Genomic DNA, 25,881 nt, shown 5'->3' with positions numbered 1-25,881 from the left:
GCAGCACAGCTTGACGAAAGCCTCCCCGGCTGAAATCTAGGAAGACCCTACTCCTGCCAAAAGCGATTTGATGCACGTCATCACCACCCAGAAAGAACTCGAGACCGTTCTCGCCGCTTTCGAAAAGTCGGATTTCGTCACCGTCGACACCGAATTCATCCGCGAAACGACCTTCTGGCCAATCCTGTGCCTGATCCAGATGGCAGCGCCCGGCGTGACGGCGCTGATCGATCCGCTGTCATCAGACATCGACCTGGCTCCGTTCTTCAAGTTGATGGCCAACGAGGCGGTGGTCAAAGTCTTCCACGCCGCCCGGCAAGACATCGAAATCATCGTCCATCTCGGCGATCTCGTTCCGCACCCGGTGTTCGACACCCAGGTGGCGGCGATGGTCTGCGGCTTCGGAGACAGCGTTTCCTACGATCAACTCGTGCAGCGCATCACGGGGGCGCGGCTCGACAAGTCGTCGCGCTTCACCGACTGGCGCCATCGGCCGCTGTCCGACAAGCAGCTCGACTATGCGCTGGCCGACGTTACCCATCTGATCGAGGTCTATCAGCACCTCAACGCCGAGCTGGCGCGGGAAAACCGCGCTCACTGGCTGAATGAGGAGATGGACGTCCTGACCTCGCGCGAGACCTACGATCCGCACCCCGAGGATGCCTGGAAGCGGCTGAAGATGCGACTGCGCAAACCACAGGAACTGGCGATCGTGCAGACCGTGGCGGCATGGCGCGAACGCGAAGCGCGCGAGCGCGACGTGCCGCGCGGCCGCGTGCTCAAGGACGACGCGATCTACGAGATCGCGCAACAAGGGCCGCGCGATGCGGCGGCCCTTGCCAAACTCCGTACCACGCCAAAGGGCTGGGAACGCTCCTCGACGGCGACCGCACTGCTCGGCGCGGTCAACACGGCGCTCGCCTTGCCCAAGGAGCAGATGCCGAAACTGCCGAAAAACTTCCAGCCGCCCGAAGGCTCGAATGCGGCCGCGGAACTCTTGAAAGTGCTGCTCAGGATCGTCGCCGAAAAACAGGGCGTGGCCTCGAAAGTATTGGCGTCCAGCGACGATATCGATCGCATCGCCGCCGAGGGCGAGGACGCCGATGTGCCGGCACTGCAGGGATGGCGGCGCGCCGTGTTCGGCGAACAGGCGCTGAAGCTGGTGCGCGGTGAGATCGGCATCAAGTTCGACAAGCGCAAGATAGCCGTGTTCGATCTGTAGAAATCGGCCTCTCTTCTTCCGCCTCGGGAGAAGAGCGCCAACGCCGCTTCTGCTCAAACCACCTGGAGCAGGTGAAGAGCGAACCAGATCCAGCCCAACAGGATAATGACCGCACCGAGAAAGAAAGACCGCCTGCGCAGGCGCAGATCGTTGCTGGTCAGGTGAACCCAGGCGTGGAAGTAGCGCGAGGCGACAAAGATCCACATCAGCGCCAGGATCAGGTAATTGACGCCGTTGGTGACGTGCAGCGCCAGGCACAGCACGTAGAAAAGAACCGGCAATTCGAACTGGTTGTTGAGATTGGCGGCGACCGTGACGCTGGACGCCGGCTCGGTCGAACGCACTTTGTATTGGCCGGTCTTGGCTTCGCCTGACTTGACCGCACCGTCTCGGCGACGGCCGAGGACGCAGTAGACGATGTAGATCAGCAGCACATGCGCCAGGACCGGCCAGAAGATGGTGGTCTGGTTCATGAAGTGGCCCCTGCCCTTTTCGGCTTCAATTCTGACGTCTTTGGCCCGCCAGCCAGAAAGCGGCAATGACGATGACCGGGAGGGCGAGAAGCGCGAATTTGGTGACGATCAGCGCCGAGGCGAAAGACAGCGAGTCCGGGTTGGCATAGAGGAAATCGGACAGAAGCCGCGCCACGGCGATATTCTGGACATAGTCGGCGAGCGTGTAGGGCAGCACCAGGACCAAGGCGAAGATCGCCTGCATCTGCCCCGGCAGCACGCGGAAAGCCTTCAAGCGCCGGCCAGTTACCACGATCAGGCTGACTAGCGTCAGCGACAACAGCGCAGGAAACAAAAGATCGAAGGTCAGGTAATGCCAGACCAGGATGATCTCGCTGCCGCGCCGGCCAAGCGCCGTCAGCCAGGCCATGCCTTCGTCGGGCGTGAATCCGAAATAGCGCATGTCGAGCGAGGCCAAGCCCCCGCTCAACTGGCGGAAATAGAAGAACTCCATCCCGGTCATGGCGATGAAAACCGCTGCCGAGAGAAAGCAGAGCGCTCCGACATGGCGCGACAGGCGCAGCACCATGGCGGCCAAGTTGCGCCAAAGCCCGGAAGAATCAGGCTCCGCCGGGATAGTTGGGGCTTTCGCGGGTAATCGTGACGTCATGGGCGTGGCTCTCACGAAGTCCGGCGTTGGATATGCGCACAAAGGTGGCGCGGTCGCGGAAATCGGCAAGGTCGCGGCCACCAACATAACCCATAGCGGCTTTCAGCCCGCCTGCAAGCTGGTGCAGCACGCCAGACACAGGTCCTTTGTAGGGAACCTGCCCTTCAATGCCTTCCGGCACCAGTTTCAGCGTGTCGCGCACCTCGGCCTGGAAGTAGCGATCGGCGGAGCCCCGCGCCATTGCGCCGACCGAGCCCATGCCGCGATAGGCCTTGAAGGAGCGGCCCTGGTGCAGATACACCTCGCCCGGACTTTCGTCGGTCCCGGCAAGCAGCGAGCCGATCATGGCGGCGCTGGCGCCGGCGGCGAGTGCCTTGGCGAGATCGCCGGAATATTTGATACCGCCGTCGGCAATCACCGAGGCGCCGGATTTATGCGCCGTCTCGACCGCCGACATGATGGCCGAAAGCTGGGGAACGCCGACCCCGGCCACGATGCGGGTGGTGCAGATGGAGCCCGGACCGATGCCGACCTTGACGGCGTCGGCGCCGGCGTCGATCAGCGCCTGCGTGCCTTCGGCGGTGGCGACGTTGCCGGCCAGGATGCGCACGGAATTGGAAAGCTTCTTGGCCCGCGTCACCGCGTCCAGCACGCGCTGCGAGTGGCCATGCGCGGTGTCGATCACCAAAAGGTCGACGCCCGCCTCGATAAGACGCTCGGCGCGTTCGAAGCCGTCATCGCCGACGCTGGTGGCGGCCGCGGCGCGCAGTCGCCCCTGCGCATCCTTGGTGGCATGCGGGTTGAGCTGCGACTTCTCGATGTCCTTGACGGTGATCAGCCCAACGCAATTGCCCGCCTTGTCGACCACGACCAGCTTCTCGATGCGGTGCTGGTGCAGGAGCCGCTTGGCCTCGTCCTGGTCGACATTCTCCTTGACCGTGATCAGGTTCTCCCGGGTCATCAATTCGTAGACCTTTTGCGCAGGATCGGAAGCGAAGCGCACGTCGCGGTTGGTCAGGATGCCCACCAGCCGGCCGGTCTTGTGGCCGCCGGCGCCGCCATTCTCGACCACCGGAATGCCCGAGATCGAGTAGGTGCGCATCAGTGACAGCGCGTCGGCGAGCGTGGCGTCGGGACCGATGGTGACCGGGTTCACCACCATGCCGGATTCGAATTTCTTGACCTGCCGCACCTGCTCCGCCTGTTCGGCGGGCGAGAAATTGCGGTGGATGACGCCGATGCCGCCGGCCTGCGCCATGGCGATGGCAAGCCTTGCCTCGGTGACCGTGTCCATCGCCGCCGACAGGATCGGCACGTTGAGGTCGATGTCGCCGGCGATGCGGGTGCGGATGTCGGTCTGGCCGGGCATCACTTCGGAATGACCGGGCTGTAAAAGCACGTCGTCAAAGGTCAGCGCCAGTGCGCCGGTGGACGTTTCGATGATTTTTGCCATAGCCAGCCCTTTGAATGCGAAAAAGCGCTGGACCGGAATGGGCAGCGCCGACTCGTTATTCCCTTTCAGGATTGGCGGTGGCTGGTAACACGTCCCGGGACGGATGAAAAGCCGATCATTGCGTTGCACAACAGGATCACGACGAGCCCGGCAACGCCACCCCTGGTTGCGATCGCACAAAAGTGACAGCAAATTAATGCGACATCGGTGTCCAGCCGTGATACCCGCCCTGCGTGCCGGCAAGGTCGGCAACATCTGGAATCAAGCCCGGACGCGTTTTTGTGAACCGCACCATTCCGCTCATACTGGCGGTCGCTCTTTTCATGGAAAACATGGATTCGACCGTCATCGCGACTTCGCTGCCGGCGATCGCCATCGACATCCATACCAGCCCGATCGCGCTCAAACTGGCGCTGACCGCCTATCTGGTGTCGCTGGCGATCTTCATTCCGATCAGCGGCTGGATGGCCGACCGCTTCGGCGCCAAGAACATCTTTCGTGCGGCGATCGCGGTGTTCATTGCCGGTTCGGTTGCCTGCGCGCTGTCCGGTTCGCTGCCGGCCTTCGTGGTGTCGCGCTTCCTGCAAGGCATTGGCGGCGCCATGATGACCCCGGTCGGGCGCCTGGTGCTGGTGCGCGCCACGCCCAAGAGCGACCTGGTCGCCGCCATGTCCTGGCTGACCGTTCCAGCACTCGTCGGACCGCTGGTCGGTCCGCCGATCGGTGGCTTTATCACCACCTATTTTACGTGGCACTGGATCTTCCTGATCAACGTGCCGATCGGCCTGATCGGCATCTGGCTGGCCACACGCTTCCTGCCGGAAACCGAAGCAACCGAGACGCCGCCGCTCGATGTCATCGGCTTCGTGTTGAGCGGGCTTGCCGCATCCGGCGTCGTGTTCGGCCTGTCGGTGGTCAGCCTGCCTTATCTGCCGCCGGCCACCGGCTTCATCACGGTCGCGGTGGGGCTGCTGTCGGGCGCGCTCTACCTGATGCATGCGCGCCGCGCCAGAAATCCGCTGCTGGCGCTTGAGCTGTTCCGCAACCAGGTGTTCCGCTCGTCGGTGCTTGGCGGCAGCCTGTTTCGCATCGGCATCGGAGCGGTGCCGTTCCTGTTGCCGCTGATGTTCCAGATCGGTTTCGGGCTGACCCCATTCCAGTCCGGCATGATCACCTTCGTCTCCGCGATCGGCGCCATCGGCATGAAATTCGTCACCGCGCTGATCTTCCGCGTGGTCGGCTTCCGCCGCGTGCTGATCGTCGGCTCGCTGGTCGCTGCCGCATCGATCGCCATCTACGGCCTCTTCACCCCCGAAACGCCTTACGCGCTGATGCTGGCCATTTTGCTGGTTGGCGGCTTCATCCGTTCGATGTTCTTCACCGGCGTCAACGCGCTCTCCTATGCCGAGGTTTCGGCCGAGGATACCAGCAAGGCGACGCCGATCACGGCGGTGTTCCAGCAGCTCTCGATCGCGCTCGGCGTGGCGCTCGCCGGCGGTGTTCTGGAAGTCTCGACCTCGATCCATGGCGGCCCGCTGACGCTGGGCGATTTCCATACCGCCTTCTTCATCGTGGCGGCGGTATCGGCGGCGGCGTCGCTGTCGTTCATGCGGCTGGCACCCGATGCCGGCAACGCCGTGTCAGGCCATGGCCGGCTGACGACGCCCAAGACGCTGGAACCGGTGAGATCGCCTGGAGAGTGAAGCGGCCAACTCAGCCGTCTGCGTCCCCCGGCCCTTCGCCATGGCTCCGGGCGCTCGAGCCCTTCGGAACGTCCACTGGACGTTCCGATCCGCCTGACGGCGGACCAGCCTCTCGCCCCTTAAAATCCTTGGCCAAGAGATAAAGCTCCACCGATTCATCGCGCGACGCCGGTGGCTTGACGTGGTGGACGGAGCGGAAATTCTTCTTGAGCATCGAGAGCAGTTCGTTTTCGGCGCCGCCCTGGAAGGTCTTGGCCAGGAAATGGCCGCCGGGCTTCAGGACCGACAGCGCGAAATCGGCCGCCATCTCGCACAGATGCATGGTGCGGATGTGGTCGGTCCGCTTGTGGCCGGTGGTCGGCGCCGCCATGTCGGACAGCACGACATCCGGGTCGCCGCCCAGCGCCTCGGCCAGCTTTTGCGGAGCCTGCGGATCGAGAAAATCCATCAGCAGCACCGGCGCACCGGGCACGGCGTCCATTTCCAGATAATCGATGCCGATGACATGCGGGTTTTCGGCCGTCGATTTCGTGCGCGCGGCCGCGACCTGGCACCAGCCGCCTGGCGCGGCGCCCAGATCGATCACTTTCATGCCAGGCTTCAAGAGATGGTGCTTGTCGTCGATCTCGATCAGCTTGTAGGCCGCGCGCGAGCGATAACCGTCGGCTTTCGAGCGTTGGACATAGGGATCGTTGATGTGACGCTGCAGCCAGCGGCGTGACGATTCCTTCAGACCGCTTTTCTTCTTGATCCGCGTCTTCAGCACGCGAATGCTCGCCGAACCTGGTTTTTCCGGTTTCTTGGTCATTGCCTGATTTCTTGTTTGAGCATGATCATGCCCTAGCACGCCCATCGTTGCGCCAGACGCCGTCATCAGCCATCAGTTCGCTCAATATGCCTTCGCGCAAGCCACGGTCGGCGACGCGCAGCCGCTCCGACGGCCAGACGGCGCGGATCGCTTCGAGGATAGCACAGCCGGCAAGCACCAGATCGGCGCGGTCGGCGCCGATGCAGGGGTTGGCGCAGCGCTGCTGGAAATCCCAGCCGACCAGTCTCTCCACCATGCGGTCGACGCTGTCGCGGTCCATCCACAGGCCGTCGACCCGGCGGCGGTCGTAGCGCTCGAGATCGAGATGGACGCCGGCCAGCGTCGTCACCGTGCCCGAAGTGCCGAGCAGATGGAAATTCGGGCTGGCCTTGAGATGGCTCAGCCGGTCGCGGCCATCGAAAGTCGCCAGCCTGCCGGCGACGTCGTCGACCATGGCGGTGAAGATCTCGCGCGTCACGGTGCGGCCACCGAAGCGTTCCGCCAGTGACACGACGCCGACCGGCAGCGATGTCCATGAGACGATATGGTTGGCAAGGCGCGGCGAGCGGCGACCGCTGAGATCGATCAGCGCGATCTCGGAGGAACCGCCGCCGATGTCGAACAGGACGACGCCTTGCGTGTCGCGCTCGACCAGCGAGCCGCAGCCGGAAACCGCAAGGCGGGCTTCGGTCTGGCGATCGATGATCTCGAGTTTCAGGCCGGCTTCGCGTTCGACGCGATCGAGGAACTCGACGCCGTTTTCGGCGGTGCGGCAGGCTTCGGTGGCGATCAGCCTTGCCTTCCTTATCTTGCGGCCGCGCAATTTGTCACCGCAGACCTTCAGCGCCTCGACCGCGCGGTCCATCGCCGGTTGGCCGAGCCGGCCATTGGCGGTGAGCCCCTCGCCCAGCCTGACGATGCGCGAGAAGGCGTCGATGACGCGGAACTGGCCGTGACGGGTGGGAACGGCGACCAGCAGCCGGCAATTGTTGGTGCCGAGATCCAGCGCCGCGAAAACCGGAAGCTCGTGCACCGGCGGCCTGCGGTTGCCTTGTTCGGGGCGTGGCGCTGGAACGACGGGCGAGATCACCGCAGCGGCAACAGGCTTCAGGTCGACTGCCGCGGTAGCGGCCTTGCCTTGCAGCGGCGATCGATTGTCCTCGGGGCGCACATCGTCGCGCGCAAAAACCTTGCGCCCGCGCCTTCGCTTGCGCCGTTTCTTGGGCTTGCCTTTCTGGGTTGCGTCGCCCGCCTGCCCATTCACGGAGCGAGGCTCCGTCGGGCGGCGTTGCTGCCAACCGGCCGTCCCCGGGCCTGATGACCCCGGAGAAGCGCTGGACGCGCCCACCTCCGGCGCGCCTGCGCCGGTGTCGCGGTCTTCCACTGTCGTTCCTTCCGGCGCCGCGCGAACCGGTGACGGACGCAGCAGGCGCTTTGGCATGTTTCAAGTTGCCGCCAGACTAACAGTGCCGCGCCCGATCACCAAGAGCCGCTTGCCGAATTTTGCCGGCTGGGCGCGCAACCCCGCCTTTTTGCTGCGCTCCGTAATGTACCCGCAAGGCTGGATTGATAACGCGACGCCAGCGGAGACCGCGCCCGTCGAGCCGGTTCCCTCGCCGCTTGGAGGCGTTCTCGCGCCGCGTCCGGTGCAGGCGGGCCTTGCCGGCATCAGGCGCGACAAGTGTTCGCGGTTGAATAGCCGGCTTCAATGAGGCATTTCTGAAATGAATGGGGAATTCGGGGCGCGGTCGGCCTCTCGACAGAAAAGGAAGCGGATACGCAACGCATGACGGTCGGGCAATGAACTGGAAACGCTATTTCTGGCCGGTCGTCGGCATCGGCGCGGTGATTTTCTCGCTGCTCCTGCTCTGGCATGAATTGCGCGGTATCTCGCTCGACGACGTCTGGGACGGGCTGGCGGCCATTCCGGCTCGCGGCTGGATGCTGGCAGGCTTGAGTTCGGTGGTGGCCTATGCCGCGCTCGCCGGTTACGACCACATCGCGCTGCTGCATATCGGCAGGCGCGTCTCCTGGCTGTTCGTGACGCTGTGCTCCTTCACCACCTATGCGCTGTCGCACAATATCGGCGGCTCGGTGTTTTCCGGCGCCGTCATCCGCTACCGCGCCTACGGCACCAGGGGCCTGACCGGCCACGAGGTCGGCGTGTTGGTGGCGGTCTGCTGGATAACCTTCGTGCTGTCGACGATTCTCGCCGCAGGCCTCGTGCTGGTGTTCGAGCCGCAGATTATCGACCGCTTCTCCGGCATCGCCCATCACGGCCTGTCGGAGGCGGCGGGCATTGCGATGCTGGTCCTCGTCGCGGCCTATATATTCGGCAGCTGGCTGCATCTGCGCCCGCTGAAGATCGCCAGCTTCCAGTTGCACTATCCGGCGCTGCCGATCGTCGCCAGGCAGTTGCTGATCGGCCCGATCGAGTTGCTGGCGGCGGCCGCGATCATCTTCTTCGCCCTGCCCGAGATGCACAATCCCGGTTATTTCGTCGTGCTCGGCGTCTTCCTCGTCTCCTTCTCGGTCGCCCAGATATCGCACGCGCCGGGTGGGCTGGGCGTATTTGAGGTGGTGTTCCTGGCCGGGCTTTCCGACATGGACCCGGTCGGCGTGCTGGCCGCGCTGCTGGTGTTCCGGCTGTTTTATCTGATCATCCCGCTGTTTCTGGGCCTGGGCATCGTGCTGTTCTTCGAACGCTCGCAATTCAGCCGCAAGGAGAGCTGAGCCCGGAGTTCTCACGCCGCTGGAAAAAGGTGGCGTTTGAAACCGGTGATAAAAGCTGGCGATTGAACCGCGGAGCAGGCTTGACTATTTTCCGCTGGCGGCTACAAGGCAGCGCTCAAGCGGCTCAGCCGTTCGGCCTGCGTGGTCCATGACCGCGCCTGCTGGGGAATAGGTTAACGGTAGACCCACGGACTCTGACTCCGTTAGTCCTGGTTCGAATCCAGGTTCCCCAGCCAAAAACTCTGCGACAAGAACAATGACTTGCAGGGAAATTTGGCCTGTTTCATTTCGCGTTCCCATGCTCCTTCAGGCTCGCCGCATAAGGCAGCGCCATGCCCACCGATAACCAGTACATTCTCGAAAGCATCCGACAGGGATGCGTGATGCTCTCCGAGGACGAGTTCGTCATCGACAGGCTGGTGAAGTATGTCGGCAACGGGCGGGTCCGGTGGCACGTCGAATTTCGTGGACATCGAATCGAGCTGACGACCGGCCAGCTCAAGAAGCAGCCTACGTTCCGAAGGAAGATGCTCGAACAGGCCAGCGTGCTGCCGCCTCAGCGCACCGGGGCCAACTACAGGCGATGGGCTGTCGATCTGCGGAAGAACGCCATCGAGCTTCCCTGGCGGGACAGACCGGTCGATGCCGGTTTCGCTATCGACAGGCTTGTCAGCCATGGGGGCGACCGCTGGACTGTCGAATACCAAGGCAAGGCAATCAAGTTCACGACGACCAAGCTGCGCAGGCAAACCAGTTTCCGCAAGAGGATGCTGCTCAAGGCCAAGGTGCTGCCGCCCCAGATGGATCCGGTTGCCTACCGGAAGTGGGCGGACTGGTTGATTCAAAACGCCACGGAGGCTGCACCGCAGGCCGGCGATGCCGTGATGACCGAGAAAAGTTGGCTTGACGACCTGCCGGAGCTCGCCGGCTGGCAAAGCGACGCGCCACCCGAAAGCGACTAACGGGCGCCGGTCAGATCGATGGCCTCATTGCGTTTGCCATGCCTACCGGTTCCGGCACACATTCATGGCGAAGAATCTGGCCAGGGCTAGGCTCGCGGCCGAGCAGTTTGAATGAGACCACATGGACCGCTTCAATCTTGGCGCCTACCGCCGCCCCATCTCTACCCGCTCGGCAGAAACCCAGCGCTGGTTCGATATTGGCCTGAACTGGTGCTACGGCTTCAACCACGAAGAAGGCATCAAGTGCTTTGAGAAGGCTCTGGAGACCGATCCGGACTGCCCGATGGTTCATTGGGGCATCGCCTATGCGGCTGGGCCTTTCTACAATCTGACCTGGAAGGAGCATGGCGAGGCCGAGGCTGACAGCGCGACGAAGCGTTGTTTCGAGCACGTCCAGCTCGCGCGCTCCAATGCGGCGTCAGCCAGCGAGGTCGAAAGGCAACTGATCGAGGCACTGGCCTGCCGCTTCCAGAAGCCGCACCGGGTAAGCCCCCAGGAATTCGAGCAGTGGGACGATGCCTATGCCGCTGCGATGCGGCGGGTCCATGAAAACTTTCCCGACGACCATGACGTCATGGCGCTGTTCGTCGAGGCGCTGATGATGCGCACGGTGCGGCGGCTCTGGAACCTCAAGACCGGTGCACCGGCGCCAAATTCAGACGTGATCGAGGCGCTGGAGGTTTGCGAGCGGTCAATCCGGCTCGCAGACGAGGCCGGTATCGCGCAGCACCCGGCGATCGTCCATCTGCACATTCATCTCCTGGAAATGTCCACCATGCCGGAACGCGGCATGCGCTCAGCCGATCTGCTCGGCGAGATGTGCCCCGATGCCGGACACATGAACCACATGCCGGGGCATATCTATGTGCTGTGCGGCGAATATGAAAAAGCCAAGCTTGCCAGCGAAAAGGCGGTTGGGGCCAACGACCTCTATCTCGCCTATGCCGGCGAGCCGACCTACTATCTGCTCGGCTGCTGTCACGATCTGCACCTGATGATGTTCACCTGCATGTTGTCAGGCCAGTACCAGCCGGCACTGTGGGCTGCCGACAAGGTGCGCAGCCTGGTGACGCGTGACGTGGTCGCCATCCAGGACCGGCCCAAACTCACCCAGACCGTGGAAGGCTATCATGCGATGAAATCGCACGTGTTGGTGCGCTTCGGTCGGTGGCAGGAGATCATCGATGAACCAAGGGTCGCCGAGCCCGGCCTCTATGTGCTGACGGCGGCCATGCAGCACTACGCCAGGGGCGTCGCGCATGCGACGTTGAGGCGATTCGCCGAAGCCGAGCGCGAGCGCGAACTGTTTCACCAGGACCTCGAAGGCATTGCACCCGAGCGGCGTTTCCTCAGCAACCCGACCCGCGCCTCGCTCGCCGTCGGTGCCGCCTTGCTCGACGGCGAGCTTGCCTACCATCAGGGCCGGCACGAGGAGGCCTATGGCCATCTCAGGCACGCGGTCGAGCTGGATGACAATCTTTCCTACACCGAGCCGTGGGCGTGGATGCACCCGCCGCGCCATGCGCTTGCGGCGCTGCTTCTCGACCAGGGGCATGCGGCGGAAGCCGAGCAGGTTTATCGCGACGATCTCGGCCTGAGCGCCACGGTGCAGCGCTGTGCCCAGCACCCGGACAATGTCTGGGCGCTGCACGGTCTGGTGGAATGTTTGAGCCGGCGTGGCGAGACCGAAGAACTGCCGGCACTGCAGGCAAGGCTTGCCACGGCGATGGCAAAGGCGGATGTGCCGATCAGCTCGTCCTGCCTGTGCCGGACGAGCGTGCAATCGGCACTCAGCTGTTGTCATTGAGCCTACGCCCTTTCAGGGCAGTTCATTTCCATCATGGAATGCTGAAGGGCACCGAATCCTCAACCGTTCCGTCGATGGCCAAATCAACACGATAGGTGCCCGCCGGCCATCCCGCCGTGGGTTTGGTGAGCTGAGAATCAGCCTGATTGTTCGCTCCGACGTCGAGATCGACCTTGTCGATAGTATAGTTTTCCGGTGCGACGCCGTGGGAATCAACCGAGACCCAGGAAAATGTGATTTTCGATGTGGGCGCGATATCCACCAAGTCAGCCGACACGTAAATCACCGGTGTGTCGACGGGGAAGCTGCTCTGAGGTGTAGCGCCGTCCTTCGTCGCGGAAAGGATGATGTTGGCGAAGCCGGCCGCCTGGGCCGGCATACCGAAGCTGACCGCCGCCAAGGCGGCAATGGCTAGAACTAGAGCTGATTTCAAGATCTATTCCTCGTCGGACTTGGTTGCTGGCCGGCAAATCAGGGGGCGAATCGGCATAAAGGGCGGAAGCCTCAACCCAGCCATTTGTCGTAGTCGGCCACCAGCAGGTGCAGCGGCGGCGTGTCTTCCTCGATATCGGCGAAACGGCCGATCGGCTCACGGAAGACGTTGTCCGTGCGATCGTCATTGACGGTCGATACCTCGCCGATCAGCACGTCCTTGCCCTCCGCCCAGAAGGCGTGCCACACGCCGGGCAAAAGCGTTACGCTCTGGCCCGGGTCGAGCTTCAACAGCCCGCCCGCCGGCAGCCTGTGGATGGTTCCGTCGACAGGCACCGACACCTCGGCCCTGGGGTCGATGCCGCCGTCGCGGTCATGCATGAACAGTTCCAGCACCAGCTTGCCGCCGCCGCGGTTGATGATGTCCTCGGCCTTGATGTTGTGGCGGTGCATCGGCGACATCTGCTCCTTGCGCGAGATCATGATCTTCTCGGCATAGAGCATGCCCATGCCCTTCTTCATGTCCTCGTAGCGGCCGTTGCGAACGGTGAACAGGAACAGGCCGAGATCGTCGAACTTGCCCTGGCCGTAGTCGGTGATGTCCCAGCCGAGCCGTGAGGTGAAAATGGCCGAGGAATCGACCTGGCGCGCCTTCATCTCTTCCGGCGACCAGTAGGCGAAGGGCGGCATGATATAGCCGAACGAGCGGATGAAGGCGTCGGCTTCGCGGATGATGTCGTTGATGGCGGAGCGTTTCATGATCGTGACCCTTCGTGTCGATTTTTCCGACAAATCGCATAGCCGAACGCCGGTGCGGTGTCGATCCATTCTGCCTGTTCGAGCCCTGCGCCCATGGCCCACCGATCGGGTTCGCGTGCGGCGTGACATCGCGTGCTTTCCGGCTCATAACCCCTGCGAATTTTCACAGAGACAACCGATGCCGACCATCCATGATCTCGATACGCCGTCGATCCTGATCGACGTCGCACGCGCTGAAGCCAACATCGCCCGCGCGCAGGCCCATGCCGACAAGAACGGACTGAAGCTCAGGCCGCACATCAAGACCCACAAGCTGCCTTATTGGGCGAAGAAGCAGGTGGCAGCCGGGGCCGTCGGCATCACTTGCCAGAAGATCGGCGAGGCCGAGGTGATGGCCGACGCCGGGCTGACGGATATCTTTCTTCCCTACAACATCCTTGGCCGCGCCAAGCTCGCCCGGCTGAAGGCGCTGCACGGCCGCGTGACGCTGTCGGTGACGGCCGACAGCGCGCAGACGCTGGAAGGGCTCGCCGCGACCTTCACCGATGCCGGGCATCCGCTGTCGGTATTGGTCGAATGCGACACCGGCATGGGGCGCTGCGGCGTGCAGACGGCCAATGAAGCGGTTGCGCTGGCGAGGGTGATCGACAAGGCGGGCGGCCTTGCCTTTGGCGGACTGATGACCTATCCGGCCGCCGGCCGGGCAGTGGAGGCCGAGGCCTGGCTTGCCGACGCCAAACAGGCGCTGGCCGCTTCAGGGCTCGCCTGTGAGCGTGTCTCCAGCGGCGGCACGCCCGATATGTGGCGTTCCGCCGATGCCTCCGTCGTCACCGAATACCGGCCCGGCACCTATATCTATCTCGACCGCTACCAGGTCGCCAAAGGCGTCGGCGGCCTCGACGATTGCGCGCTGACCGTGCTGGCAACCGTGGTCAGCCATCCGACAGCGACGCGCGCGATCCTCGATAGCGGCAGCAAGGCCCTGTCCAGCGATACGCTGGGGCTAAAGGATTTCGGAGAGTTGATGGGCGTCCCGGGGGCGCTGGTGACGGGCTTGAGCGAGGAGCACGGCACGGTCATGCTTTCCGGCGACGGCAAGCTGCGCATTGGCGAGCGCGTGCGCGTGGTGCCGGACCATTGCTGCGTCGTCACCAATTTGTTCAACGAGGTCAACCTGATCGACGGGGAGACGGTGCTGGACACGCTGCCGGTGGCAGCGCGCGGACGGATGGGGTGAATATTTAAGCCGGACGTTCCGCCTGCCGCGCCGCCACCCGCCGCATGGCAATAACCCGTCGGCGCCGGATTTCGGTGCGCATGGCCATCAGATGCAGCGCGAAGAACAGCACGGTGAAGCCGACGGCCATCACCAGCAGCGGCCAGAGCAGGCTGGGATCGATGGTCGGACCACCGAGCCTGAACACCGAAGCCGGCTGGTGCAGTGTGTTCCACCAGTCGACCGAGAATTTGATGATCGGAATGTTGATGAAGCCGACCAGCGTGATGATGGCGGCGGCCCAGGCGGCGCGGCTGGCGTCATCGAGCGCGCGGGTTAACGCGATGATGCCGAGATACATCAGGAACAGCACGAAGACGGAAGTCAGGCGGGCGTCCCAGACCCACCAGGTGCCCCACATCGGCTTGCCCCAGATCGAACCGGTAATCAGCGCCAGCGCGGTGAAGACGGCCCCGATGGGGGCCGCTGACTTCAGTGCGACGTCGGCCAGCGGATGCCGCCAGACCAGTGTGCCCAGCGCAGAGACCGCCATCAGCGTGTAGCACATCATGGCGAGCCAGGCGAAAGGCACGTGGATGTACATGATGCGCACCGTGATGCCTTGCTGGAAATCCTCGGGCGCGGTGAAGCTAATATAGAGGCCACCAGCAAGGACGAGGGCGGCGAGCGCCGCCAGCCACGGCACAAGCTTGTCGGCCAGCCGGACAAACCGCGTCGGATTGGCAAGATCGGTCCAGCCGCTCGGGCGTGAGGTGGTGTCACTCATGCGGCTTTACATAGACCGCCGGCGCGTTTGGAGCAATCAAGCGGCGGTGTCGCAGGTTCTTCCTTCTCCCATTCGGGAGAAGGCAGAACCATCAACTGCTCAGGCGGCCTCGCCCTGCACGGAGCGGCTGAGGCGGCGGACTTCCTCGTCGTTGAGCAGGCCGCCGGCACGCAACAGGCTGGCGAAACGGCCGTTGCGCAGCGACAGTTCGGCAAAGCCACCCATCTCGACCACTTTGCCCTTGTCCATGAACACGACCAGATCGGCGTCGCGGACGGTGGTCAGGCGGTGGGCGATGATGAAGGTAGTGCGGTCGCGGCGCAATTCGTCGATCGCTTCCTTGACGCGGTCCTCGGTCTCGACGTCGAGCGCGCTGGTCGCCTCGTCGAGCACCAGGATCGGCGCATCCTTCAGCACGGCACGGGCAATGGCGATGCGCTGGCGCTCGCCGCCAGACAGCTGGCCGCCACGTTCACCGACCACCGTGTCGTAGCCATTGCTCTTGGCCAGGATGAAATCCTGCGCCGCGGCTGCGGTGGCTGCGGCATGGATCTCGTCGTTGGTCGCATCGGCACGGCCGACCCGGATGTTGTCCTCGATCGAGCGGTTGAGAAGCCCGGCATCCTGGAACACGGTGGCGATCGAATGGCGCAGCGACTTGCGGGTCACGGTGCGGGTATCGATGCCGTCGATCAGGATACGGCCGCTGGACGGCGAGAAGACGCGCTGCAGCAGGTTGATGAGCGTGGTCTTGCCCGCACCCGTCGGCCCGACGATGGCGACGGTCTGGCCGGCCTGGACCTCGAAGGACACGTCGCTGACGCCCTGCCCCGAATTGGCGAACTCGAAGCTGACATCCTCGAAACGGACATGGCCGGTGACGTTGGCCAGGTCGCGCAGGCCGTCCGGCTCGGCGGTATCGGCGGCCGAGTCCTCGAGCTTGTAGAAATCCTCGAGCTTGGCGCGGGCCTCCGAAATCTGGTTCGCGAAAGCCGACATCTGGTCGAGCCGCGAGATCAGCAGCGTGGCGAAGCCGGTGAAAGCGATGACGTCGCCGATGCGCAGCTGGCCGTGGGTGACCAGATAGGCGCCGATCAGAAGCACCACCATCATCGAGATCGTCGACGACAGGCGATTGAGCGCATTGGCGATCGCCCACCAGTCGAGCACCGGGTTCTGCGCGTCGAGCAGGTTCTTGACGTAGCTGCGCAGCGCGTCGGCTTCGTGGCCAAGACGGTTGTAGCTCTGCAGCACGGCGACGTTGCTCACCGAGTCAGTCACGTGCGCGAAAACCTTGTGATAGTGGCGCTCGACGGCGGCCTGGCCTTCCTTCGTGCGCTTCATCACCAGGCGGCCAATGCCGACATAGAGAACGCCGAGGACGAGCAGGACCATCGACATGCGCACGTCCATGCTGAGGGCCGTCGGAACCAGCAGGACGAGCGCAACAGCGGTGGACAAATGCTGGCGCATGAATTCGAGCCAAAGGCTGAACAGCGTCTCGACGGCGCGCAGCAGCGTGTGGAGAGCATTCGAGGTGCCGCGCTGATGATGCCAGGCGAGCGGCATGGTGATGACGCGCTCGAAGGACTGGCAGAGCACTTCGCTGCGCCGGGCGTGCGCGAACCGGTCGGCACCGCGCGCCACCAGCACGAAAGCGAGAACGTTGAAGGCGCCGATGCCGGCCCACACGGCAAGCGTGGAGAAGACCGAGCCTTTCGTGGAAATCGCGTCGATGACCCGGCCGAACAGGATCGGCTCGAGGATCGCGATGGCTGCCAGAGCGACGTTGGCCGCACAGATCAGCGCGACGCGCTTCTTGTCGGCAGCCAGATATCCCAGCGCTCTCCAATAGATCTGCAGAAGTGACACTTCAGCTACTCCGCCAACTCTCTATTGTGCCCAACACCAATATTGTGCACTGCACCATTTCCTGACACGTAACGGTTGATGCGTCGCAAAACAATGCCCGTCTATCGCTTCCGTTCCCATTTAGCGAACAAAAGATGACGACGATACGAAATCTGACGTGATCACCTAACGGTTTGAGATAAAAGGTGAAATGTTAGCCTTGCGGCAAAATCATGGCAGTAGCCGAGCACTGCCACATTTTTAATCACGGCAGGCTGAAGAGGCCCGGTTTCAAGGCGCCCAGCCGGCGCCGCCACGGATCACGCGCAAGTAACGAGGCGCTGCTTCGCGCGTCCCGAAGGACGCGCGATCCGGTGATCCAACCTGTTGATTTTACGCCGGTATCTTGACCACGACCTCGGTCTGGCCACCGGCCTTGGGCTCAAAGGACGCCGATTTTGTCTTCGAACCATTGACTTCGAGCGAGATCGTCTTGGTCTTTTTGTCGCGAATGACCTGCACCTTGATCTCGGCGCCCAGCATCTTGAGTGAAGCCTGATAGCCCTCCCAATGACTGGGCAGCTTCGGCCGGAACGTGATCTGCTTGCCACGCCGTTCGATGCCCAGGATGCCTTCGACCGCGGCCCGGTAAAGCCAGCCCGCCGAGCCGGTGTACCAGGTCCAGCCGCCGCGCCCTCCCTTGTCGTCCCCGGCATAGATGTCGGCCGCCACCACATAGGGTTCGACGCGGTAATGCTCGGTCGAGGCCTCGTCGAAGGCGTGGTTGACCGGGTTCAGCATCGAGAAGCAGCGATAGGCTTCATCGGTCTGTCCCATCTCCGCCAATGCAATGACGAACCAGGTGGCGGCGTGAGTGTACTGGCCGCCATTCTCGCGCACGCCAGGCGGGTAGCTCTTGATGTAGCCGGGATCCTTGTCCGTCTTCGAGAAGGGTGGCGTGAACAGCTTTACGATCTTGAGATGATCGTCGACGAGCAGCTTCGTCGCCTGCTGCATCGCCGTGGTCGACCGCGCCGGGTCGCCCTCGCCCGAAAGCACGCTCCAGGACTGAGCAATGGAGTCGATCTTGCACTCCTGCGATGTGCGTGATCCCAAAGGCGTGCCGTCGTCAAAGCTGCCGCGCCGGTACCATTCGCCGTCCCATGCCGTGCTTTCGAGTGCCCGCTTCAGGGCTTCGGCATGCTTTGCCCAGGCCTGCGCGCGCTTGGTGTCGCCCTCGGTCTTGGCGACCGCGGCGAAGTCGCCCAGCGTCTTCAGCAGGAACCAGCCCAGCCACACGCTCTCGCCCTTGCCATGCTCGCCGACACGGTTCATGCCGTCGTTCCAGTCGCCGCCGAGGATCAGCGGCAGGCCGGCTGGACTGCTGCGCTTGATGGCAAGGTCGAGCGCACGCGCGCAGTGATCGTAGAGCGACACCGTCTTCTTCGAGATTTCCGGAGTGAAGAAGGCGTCGTGCTCGCCTTCACCCAGCGCCTGTCCGTCGAGGAAGGGCAGTTGCTCCTTCAGGATTGTGGCGTCGCCGGTCACCATGAGATAGCGGGCCGTGGCGTGGGCGAGCCACACCACGTCGTCGGAGATCAGGGTGCGTACGCCGGCGCCGGTGCGCGGCAGCCACCAATGTTGCACGTCGCCTTCCGGGAACTGCCGCCGCGCGGCATTGAGGATCTGGTCGCGCGCCAGCGTCGGATCATGCGCCAGCAGGGCGAGTGTGTCCTGCAACTGGTCGCGGAAGCCGAAGGCGCCGCTTGCCTGATAGAAGGCCGAGCGGGCGCGGATGCGGCAGGCAAGGCTCTGATAGGGCAGCCAGTGATTGACCATGGCATCGAGTGCCTTGTCCGGCGTCTCGACCTGGATGGTGTCGAGGAAGGCGCGCCATTCGCGCTCATTGTCGGCCAGGCGCTGGTCGAAATCCTTGCCCCGGTGCTTCTGCACCAGCGCGCTCGCCTGCGCCGGAGACTCGGCGTCGCCGAGCAGCCAGATCAGCGTGACGTCGCCACCAGCGGGGATTTCGATGTCGCGGGCGATCGCCGCGCAAGGATCATCTCCGGCTTCGACGCGACCCGACAGGGCCGAACCGCTCAGCACTGCCTGCGGCAACTCGCTGGACCCGTGCCGGCCGAGGAACTCGGCCCGGTCAGTCGTCACCGAGTGGACACCGGTGTCGGCGGCGAGGAAGGCCACGCGCTCGCTGAAATCGAGCCCGTAGGGATTTTGCGCGAGCAGCGCGCCGGTGGCACCGTCACGGGATGGCACTATGGTTGCCGCGGTGCGCGACCGATGCCCGCCAAGAACCCATTCGGCATAGGCATAGACGCGCAGCCGGGCAGGTACCGGGCCGGAATTCTGGATGCGCAGCCGCGTGATCTTCACCGGATCGATGGGATCGACGACGTGCGTCAAGTCCATCGACAACGGTCCGCGCTTCGAGCGGAAGGTCGAGAAGCCCTGGCCGTGCCAGGCTTCGTAGGTCATCGAGGGATCGCGCACCACCGCGGCGATCGGCGAGAACGCCCTGCCGCTGGCCTGGTCGTAGATATAGATGCCCTCGCCCGGTCGGTTGGAGACCGGGTCGTTCGACCACGGCGTCAACTGGTAGTCACGGCTGTTGCGGCTCCAGGTGAAGGCCGCGCCCTCGGCCGAGGTATGGAAGCCGAACGAGGCGTTGGAGACGACATTGATCCAGGGCTGCGGCGTGGTGCGTCGGCCAGCCAGGCGCACCACATAGTGCCGCCCGTCACCGTCGAAGCCGCCGAAACCGTTCCACTGGCTGAGGCCGGAGCCATCGGCGCTGACATCGGCCACCGCCTGCGAGGCGAATGCATGCATCTGTACGGGCGCAGGAATTTCGCGCGGGCCTGGAAATCCTGCCGGCTGCAGGCCATCGCGCGCCTGCAGTGCGGCCGCCTCGGCTCGTTCGATCTGGTCGAAGATGGTGCCGTTGCGCGTATGCAGCACAACCCGGGCGACGGCGAGCAGCGTCTTGTAGGTGGTCTCCTCCATCAGGTCGCGGCGCACCGCGAAAATGTGCTGGCGGGGTCCGAGTTCCTTGCCGCGCAAGCGGCTGTTTTCGCACAGCGTCTCGACCGCGCGCTGCAGATCCTGGACATAGGACGAGGCCTGCTCGTTGACGACGACGAAGTCGATCATCATGCCACGGGTGCGCATATATTCCTGGAAGCGCAACGCCTGGGCAACGATCTCCAGATCGGCGACGTCGCCGATCCTGACCAGGAAGATCGGGTAATCGCCCGAAATGCTGGTCGGCCACAGGCTCGACTGCTTGCCCAATCCGGAAGCGATGGACTCGGCCGGCAGCCGCAGGAACGGATCGGGATAGATCAGATAGCGCGCCAGTTTCTGCACATTGGCCGCATCGGTCAGGCTGAGGCCCATATGGCGGGTCTGCACCTGGCTGCGCGTCCAGGCAAGCATGGCCTGGCGGGCAAAGCTCTCCTGATGGTCGAGCCGGTTTATGGCCTCCTCCAGCTCGGCGCGGTTGGCCCCGACGACGGTCCAGAAGGTCAGCGATATCTTCTTGTTGGCGGGCACGCGCACCTGACGGCGCAGCGAGGCGATGGGATCGAGCGTGAAGCCGGAATGGCCGCCCAGCCTGGCGCCTGGATCGAAGGCGGCGGCATCGACGATGGTGCGGCCACGGCCGATGAAGGCGCGCCTGTCGGTCTCGGCCTCGGCATCACGAGCCGGCCCCGACGGATCGGTGACGAAATGCACCAGGGCGACATCGGGCTCGCTGGTTTCGCGCTTGCGTCGCGTGGCGAAGATCGCGCCATTGTTGGCGGCGATTTCCGTTTCCACGAACATTTTCGAGAAGGCCGGATGCGCGTTGTCGGAAGCCTCCGATCCCAGAACCAGCTCGGCAAAGGACGTCACTTCGATGTGACGGTCGGATGTGCTCTCATTGTAGAGCGTTATGCGGCGGCCTTCGCCATTGCCTTCGGAAACGACGATGCATTCGACCTCCGAGCGTAGCGTGCCGGCCGATTTGACGAAGCTCGCCTTGTCATCGGAAAACAGGGTCTGCGTCTTTTCCTCGGGCGCGCGCCTTGGCTCCGCCGTTGCCGACCACCAGTCGCCGGTGCTGACGTCACGCAGGAAGATGTATGAGCCTAGACGGTCCTCGACCGGATCCGGCTGCCAGCGGGTCACTGACAGATCGCCCCAGCGGCTGTAGCCGGAGCCGGTCGCGGTCACCATGACCGAATAGCGGCCGTTCGACATCACATTGGTCGAACGCAGCGCCCGCACGGGATCGAGCACAATGCGGGTGTCAGGGCTCTCGGTTTCGGTCTCGTCCTTGGAGCGCTCGTCGGCCTCGGTGCGGACGGTGGCGGTCGGAATGTCGCGCGGCGCCCTCTCCTGCAGCAGCAGTTCGGCTGATTCGATGACTGGATCGCTGTGGAAGCGATCGCGCAGGCGACCTTCGAAAATGGCGTCGGCGACGGCGGCGATCGACATGCCCGAATGGTGGGCATAGTAATTCAGCACGACCGCGTGGTTGGTGCCTTCCGGCACGCGCTGCGGGGTGAAGTCGACCGCATCATAATAGCCATGGCGGCCAAGCGCGCCGATCTCGCGCAGCCGGGCCAGATTCTGCACCGCTTCGCGCGGGTTGAACTGCGCCGCCATGATCGTCGCGTAAGGTGCGATCACCGTGTTCTGGCCAAGGCCGCGCTTCAGCCCCAGCCCCGGCACGCCGAAATTGGTGTACTGATAGGTCAGTTCGCGGTCGCGGGCATTGTAGGCTGCTTCCGAGATCCCCCACGGCACGTTCTTCTGGCGGCCGTACTGCATCTGGCGCTTGATGATCAGCTTGCTGGTCTGGTTGAGGATCGAGCCTTGCGGTTCCTTCATCACCAGCGGCGGCATCAGGTACTCGAACATCGAGCCGGACCACGACATCAGCGCGCCCTGGAAGCCGATCTCGACGATGGGGCGGCCGAGCCTGAACCAGTGCTCGGTCGGCAGATCGCCCTTGGCGATGGCGAACAGGCTGGTCAGCCGCGCCTCGGAGGCGAGAAGGTCGTAGCAGCTTTCGTCGAGCTGATGTTCCTCGACCCGGTAGCCGATCGACAAAAGCTTGCGCTCCGGCCGCATCAGGAAGGCGAACTCCATCTCGAAGGCGAAACGGCGGGTGCGCTCGCGCAAGGTGAGCAGCTTGGCACGCAGAGCCTCGACCGCGTTTTCGTCGCTGTGGGCGTCATGGACGTGCGCCTCGCAGGTGGCTTCGAGCCTTGCCGCCCAGTCGACAATGACGTCACTCTGCGGCGATGCGGCCTCGGTGTGAATGGCGGTGGCGAGCTTGCGGATTTCACCGGCCAGCACCGCCAGGTTGATGGTGCGGATCGAGGCCATTTCCGGCTGTGCCTTGATCGTGTCGACGGCGCGCCGCATGCCGTCGAGGCGATCGACGAGGCGTTGGCGCAATGGGCGCAACTGACGGCGATCGTCAGGCAATTCATCTAGGCTTTCGCTCAGGATGGTCACGGTGTCGAGAATGCCTTCGAAATCACCCTGCAGGTGGACGGAAGGGGCTTCCGCCCATTCGGCGCAGGCCGCCGCCACCGCCACCAGGTGACCGGCGAGATTGCCGCTGTCGACAGCCGAGATATAGAGCGGGTAGAGCGGCTTCAGGGTCGTGGTGTCGTACCAGTTGAAGAGATGGCCGCGGCTGCGCGGCATGCTCTCGATGGTCGTCATGGTGGCATCGATGCGGGTGATGGCATCGGACAGGCTGATCCAGCCGAAATCGCGCGCCGAGACGACCGAGAGCAGGTAGACGCCGACATTGGTCGGCGAGGTGCGGGGCGCCACGACGGGCGCGGGGCTCTCCTGGAAATTGTCCGGCGGCAGATTGTGATGTTCGGCCGTCACGAAGCTCTCGAAATAATGCCACGTGCGCCGCGCCACGGTGCGCAGGGTGTGAATATCGGCCTGCGATATACGCAGCCGATCCTCGGTTTCGGCGGAGCGGCTGATCCAGCTGGCGATCGCCGGCGAGCCGATCCAGAACAAGGCAAAGAAGAAGGCCACGAAGGCACCGGTGGAATCGGCCAGCACCGGAATGGCGAGGCCGACAAAGCCGATGATCACGGCACCATACATCATGCCGTAATAGGAGCCGACATCGTTGTCGCCCGCCTTGTGCGCCTGCGAGGCGGTGCGCCATTCCAGGAGGTTCTGCCGGCTGACGAACAGCCGGTAGAGCGTGCGCACGATGGCGTCGCCCATCATCCAGGCGTTGTGTGCCATCAGTACGATCTTCAGTGCCACCATGGCGGTGCCGAAGGCGACGTCGCGCGCCAGCGCCGAGAAATGGCCGCGCGGCGTCTGGTCGCCGCTCTTGGGCAGGATGGCGTTGACCACGTCGAAGGTCGGCGCCATGAACAGGCTGAGGATCAGCAAGGCCTGCCACTGCGCGGCCTGCGTGAAGGGCAGCAAGGTCCAGCCGGCGATCGCCGCCATCACCCAGAAGATCGGCGTCAGCGAGCGGCGCAGATTGTCGACCATCTTCCAGCGCGACAAGGCCGGAACGCCGGAACGGGGGTTGAAGATGTATCCCAAAAGTTGCCAGTCGCCGCGCGCCCAGCGATGGTGGCGCGAGGCGTCGACCGAGTAGCGGGTCGGGTAGTCCTCGACCAGTTCGACGTCGGTGACGAGTGCGGCGCGCGCCAGAGCGCCTTCGAGCAGATCGTGGCTGAGGATGGTGTTTTCCTCGATGCGGCCCTGCAAGGCGGCCTCGAAGGCATCGACATGATAGAGGCCCTTGCCGGTGAAGGACCCGTCGCTGAAGACGTCCTGATAGAGGTCCGAAACAGCGAAGACGTAAGGATCAAGGCCGCGATTGGCCGAGAACACGCGCTGGAAGAACGAGGCTTCGTCGCCGCTGGTGAGTGAAGCGGTGATACGCGGCTGCAGGATGGTGTAGCCGGCGGTTACGACGCGCCTGGTGGCGTCGAAATGCGGGCGGTTGAGCGGATGGCAAAGCTTGCCGACAAGGCTCGATACGGCATCGCGGGTGGTGCGGGTATCGGCGTCGAGCGTCATCACATGGACGACTTTTTCCGGCAGCGGCACTTCGAGTGGCAGGAAGGTGGTATCGCTGTCGCCGCGCAGCAAGAGGTCGAGCTCGTGCAGCTTGCCGCGCTTGCGTTCCCAGCCCATCCAGCACCCTTGAGCCGCATTGTAGAGCCGGCGGCGGTGCAGGATATAGAAGCGCGGGGCGCCTTCGGAGGGATAGCGTACGTTGAGGCGAGCGATTTCGGCGCGGGCGAAGTCGAGAATCTCAGTGTCCGCCGCATCGATCTCGATCTTGCTGTCGGGCCAATCCGAAAGCAGCGCGAAATGGATCTCGTCCGCCAGATTGGCAAGATAGTGCACTTCGATATTGCGGATGTTTTCCTCGACATCGTCACGCGAGCCGATCAGCGACGGCACGACCACCAGGGTGCGCGCCTCGGGCGGCACGCCGTGCCTGTAGTCGTAACCGATCAGGCGAGTCGGCTTGAGGAACAGCGAGACCACGGTGTTGAAGAAAGCGAGCGCGCCTTCGCTGGCCGGCACGGCAAACAGAGCCAGCATCAGCACGATCGACGGCACCGACAGGCCGAGATTGGAAAGGGCGTTGCCGGACAGGACGAGCAGCAGGGCGGTCAGCGCGAAGACGGGGAGCACGATGCCCAGCCAGCCTGTCTTGGCGAAGGTCCGCTTGACCGTCTGGCTGACCGTAGGCCGGTACTCGATTGCCTTTTCCAGCTCCAGCCGGCGCGGGCCAACGAGATAGAAACCGACATCGGTGTGAGCGGAAGATGCCTGAGCATCAGCTCCTTCAACGCCCTCCGCGACGGTTTCTCCGGCGGCGTGACCGGCCAGTTCGATGGCTTTTTCGGCGACACGGTACTCCGACAGGTTCGAGCGGCGTGCCAGTTCCTCGATCGCGGTGCGGTACTGATCGCGCGAGAAGAAGTCGAGCGCGGCGAAATCGGTGCGCTCGCGCAGCACGGTATCGATGCGGCTGACGCCTTCGAACCACACCGTCCAGTCGACGTCGTTGATGAGGCGCAGACCGCGCACGATGTTGCCGGTGGTCACATTGCCGCTGGACAGCGTCTGGTGCTCGGAAATGATGATTTCCTCGGCATCCGAGCCGGTCTTTTCGAGTTCGCCTTCCAGCCACTCCAGCGCCTTGCCGGCGTTCTGCGATCCGTCACGCAGGCGATAGAGAAGCTGAGTGGCGAAGGTGGTGTCCTGCGCATGCGCGCTGAAGTTGGCGAGAATTGCCTGCCGATCCGGATTGTCGTCGGTCGCAAGCACCTTGTCGGCCACGTCGTTGGCGATCTGGCGCATCTGGCGGGTGCGGTTGACCCTGACCGCCAGGCGGCGGAGGTTCTCGATCAGCACGAAGCGCAGCAGTGACGGCAGGGCCCAGAGTTCGCCGATCTTCAGCGGCTCGACCGACTGAAAACCCTGGACGATGGACTTGAACATGGTCGCCGAGACGGAACTGTCCGAATGCGCGACATAGGTCCAGGCCAGCGCCAATGCGCGCGGCACGGTGCCGCCGTCGGGCAGTTTCAACGTCGGCAATTGCCGGTAGAAGCGGCGCGGCAGGTCGCGTTTGACCTGGAAAATGGTTTCCTCGATCAGGTAGTTGTTGTCGAGCAGCCATTGCGCGGCCGGCGTGATGGTTTCGCCCCTCGCCTGCGCGGCGTTGGTCGACCGGTAGACTTCGAGGATCTTCTTGGCGCTGTCACGGATGCGGGCCTGGAAGTCGAATGGTATCAGTCCGAACAGGTCCGTCAGATCGCCCTTGGCCAGGCTTTCGCCGAGCAGCCGGAGCCGTTCCTCCGGCAGGAATGTCGATCTTATCGGCTCTTCCGTGATGGCTGGGAAGCTCGCGCTTGTCTTCTCGATCTGGGCTGGGTTCGTCTGAATATTCATTGAAAATTCCGTAAGCGGGCACTCAGCGGCATCACCGCCACGGCAAT

Annotated in this window: 17 protein-coding genes and 1 tRNA gene; 8 read left to right on the top strand and 10 right to left on the bottom strand. The window is 63.7% G+C overall.

What is annotated here, in order from left to right; all coding sequences use genetic code 11:
- Positions 1-70: 70 nt before the first annotated feature.
- Positions 71-1,222 (top strand): ribonuclease D, encoded by a 1,152-nt coding sequence (gene rnd / locus EN861_RS13725; RefSeq protein ID WP_127279863.1) that lies wholly within the window; start codon positions 71-73, stop codon positions 1,220-1,222.
- Positions 1,223-1,275: 53 nt separating this feature from the next.
- Here rnd and EN861_RS13720 read toward each other — a convergent pair whose 3' ends face one another.
- From EN861_RS13720 to guaB, 3 genes are read right to left on the bottom strand one after another with little or no spacing between them, the layout of a single operon-like run.
- A complete protein-coding gene (locus tag EN861_RS13720; RefSeq protein WP_135863980.1) occupies positions 1,276-1,695 on the bottom strand; it encodes an MAPEG family protein in 420 nt (139 codons plus the stop codon).
- Between the two features lie 25 nt (positions 1,696-1,720).
- Complete coding sequence (locus tag EN861_RS13715; RefSeq protein ID WP_167531211.1) at positions 1,721-2,263, bottom strand: hypothetical protein; 543 nt, start codon at positions 2,261-2,263, stop codon at positions 1,721-1,723.
- 31 nt (positions 2,264-2,294) lie between these two features.
- Complete coding sequence (guaB, locus tag EN861_RS13710; protein ID WP_127279866.1) at positions 2,295-3,797, bottom strand: IMP dehydrogenase; 1,503 nt, start codon at positions 3,795-3,797, stop codon at positions 2,295-2,297.
- A gap of 281 nt (positions 3,798-4,078) precedes the next feature.
- On the opposite strand from guaB, the gene EN861_RS13705 reads away from it, so the two are divergent.
- Positions 4,079-5,500: an MFS transporter gene (locus EN861_RS13705; protein WP_135863978.1), complete on the top strand. Its 1,422-nt coding sequence runs from the start codon at positions 4,079-4,081 to the stop codon at positions 5,498-5,500.
- Between the two features lie 10 nt (positions 5,501-5,510).
- Here EN861_RS13705 and EN861_RS13700 read toward each other — a convergent pair whose 3' ends face one another.
- Complete coding sequence (locus EN861_RS13700; protein ID WP_135863976.1) at positions 5,511-6,308, bottom strand: RlmE family RNA methyltransferase; 798 nt, start codon at positions 6,306-6,308, stop codon at positions 5,511-5,513.
- Positions 6,309-6,333: 25 nt separating this feature from the next.
- A complete protein-coding gene (locus EN861_RS13695) occupies positions 6,334-7,692 on the bottom strand; it encodes a Ppx/GppA phosphatase family protein (RefSeq protein ID WP_135863974.1) in 1,359 nt (452 codons plus the stop codon).
- Between the two features lie 55 nt (positions 7,693-7,747).
- Here EN861_RS13695 and EN861_RS13690 point away from each other — a divergent pair, with 55 nt between their 5' ends.
- The 5 genes from EN861_RS13690 (at position 7,748) to EN861_RS13670 (ending at position 11,810) form a co-directional block, all read left to right on the top strand.
- A complete protein-coding gene (locus EN861_RS13690) occupies positions 7,748-8,020 on the top strand; it encodes a hypothetical protein (protein ID WP_135863973.1) in 273 nt (90 codons plus the stop codon).
- An 88-nt stretch (positions 8,021-8,108) separates the two neighbouring features.
- The gene (locus EN861_RS13685; protein WP_127869660.1) at positions 8,109-9,041 is read left to right on the top strand and encodes a lysylphosphatidylglycerol synthase domain-containing protein; all 933 of its coding nucleotides are present in this window, start codon (positions 8,109-8,111) and stop codon (positions 9,039-9,041) included.
- 162 nt (positions 9,042-9,203) lie between these two features.
- Positions 9,204-9,277 (top strand) — tRNA-Gln (locus EN861_RS13680).
- 96 nt (positions 9,278-9,373) lie between these two features.
- A complete protein-coding gene (locus tag EN861_RS13675; RefSeq protein WP_135863970.1) occupies positions 9,374-10,003 on the top strand; it encodes a hypothetical protein in 630 nt (209 codons plus the stop codon).
- 121 nt (positions 10,004-10,124) lie between these two features.
- Positions 10,125-11,810 (top strand): hypothetical protein, encoded by a 1,686-nt coding sequence (locus tag EN861_RS13670; protein WP_135863965.1) that lies wholly within the window; start codon positions 10,125-10,127, stop codon positions 11,808-11,810.
- Between the two features lie 31 nt (positions 11,811-11,841).
- Here EN861_RS13670 and EN861_RS13665 read toward each other — a convergent pair whose 3' ends face one another.
- On the bottom strand, positions 11,842-12,243 hold the full coding sequence (locus EN861_RS13665; protein WP_127278656.1) for a hypothetical protein: 402 nt from the start codon (positions 12,241-12,243) through the stop codon (positions 11,842-11,844).
- Positions 12,244-12,314: 71 nt separating this feature from the next.
- Entirely contained in the window at positions 12,315-13,001 is a 687-nt protein-coding gene (locus tag EN861_RS13660) for a D-lyxose/D-mannose family sugar isomerase (protein ID WP_127278655.1), read from the bottom strand.
- A gap of 178 nt (positions 13,002-13,179) precedes the next feature.
- Here EN861_RS13660 and EN861_RS13655 point away from each other — a divergent pair, with 178 nt between their 5' ends.
- The gene (locus EN861_RS13655) at positions 13,180-14,238 is read left to right on the top strand and encodes a D-TA family PLP-dependent enzyme (protein ID WP_127869663.1); all 1,059 of its coding nucleotides are present in this window, start codon (positions 13,180-13,182) and stop codon (positions 14,236-14,238) included.
- A 4-nt stretch (positions 14,239-14,242) separates the two neighbouring features.
- On the opposite strand, the gene EN861_RS13650 is transcribed toward EN861_RS13655, so the two are convergent.
- The 3 genes from EN861_RS13650 to EN861_RS13640 all read right to left on the bottom strand — a co-directional run bounded on the left by EN861_RS13650 (position 14,243) and on the right by EN861_RS13640 (position 25,834).
- Positions 14,243-15,004 (bottom strand): heme ABC transporter permease, encoded by a 762-nt coding sequence (locus EN861_RS13650; RefSeq protein WP_135863963.1) that lies wholly within the window; start codon positions 15,002-15,004, stop codon positions 14,243-14,245.
- A gap of 99 nt (positions 15,005-15,103) precedes the next feature.
- A complete protein-coding gene (locus EN861_RS13645; protein WP_127278652.1) occupies positions 15,104-16,876 on the bottom strand; it encodes a glucan ABC transporter ATP-binding protein/ permease in 1,773 nt (590 codons plus the stop codon).
- A gap of 372 nt (positions 16,877-17,248) precedes the next feature.
- Positions 17,249-25,834 (bottom strand): glucoamylase family protein, encoded by an 8,586-nt coding sequence (locus tag EN861_RS13640; protein WP_135863961.1) that lies wholly within the window; start codon positions 25,832-25,834, stop codon positions 17,249-17,251.
- Positions 25,835-25,881: the final 47 nt, after the last annotated feature.

This window comes from Mesorhizobium sp. M8A.F.Ca.ET.218.01.1.1, assembly GCF_004791165.1.
GTDB lineage: Bacteria > Pseudomonadota > Alphaproteobacteria > Rhizobiales > Rhizobiaceae > Mesorhizobium.
Note: the sequence above shows the minus strand (reverse complement) of the source record. Positions and strands in the feature narration are given on the sequence as shown.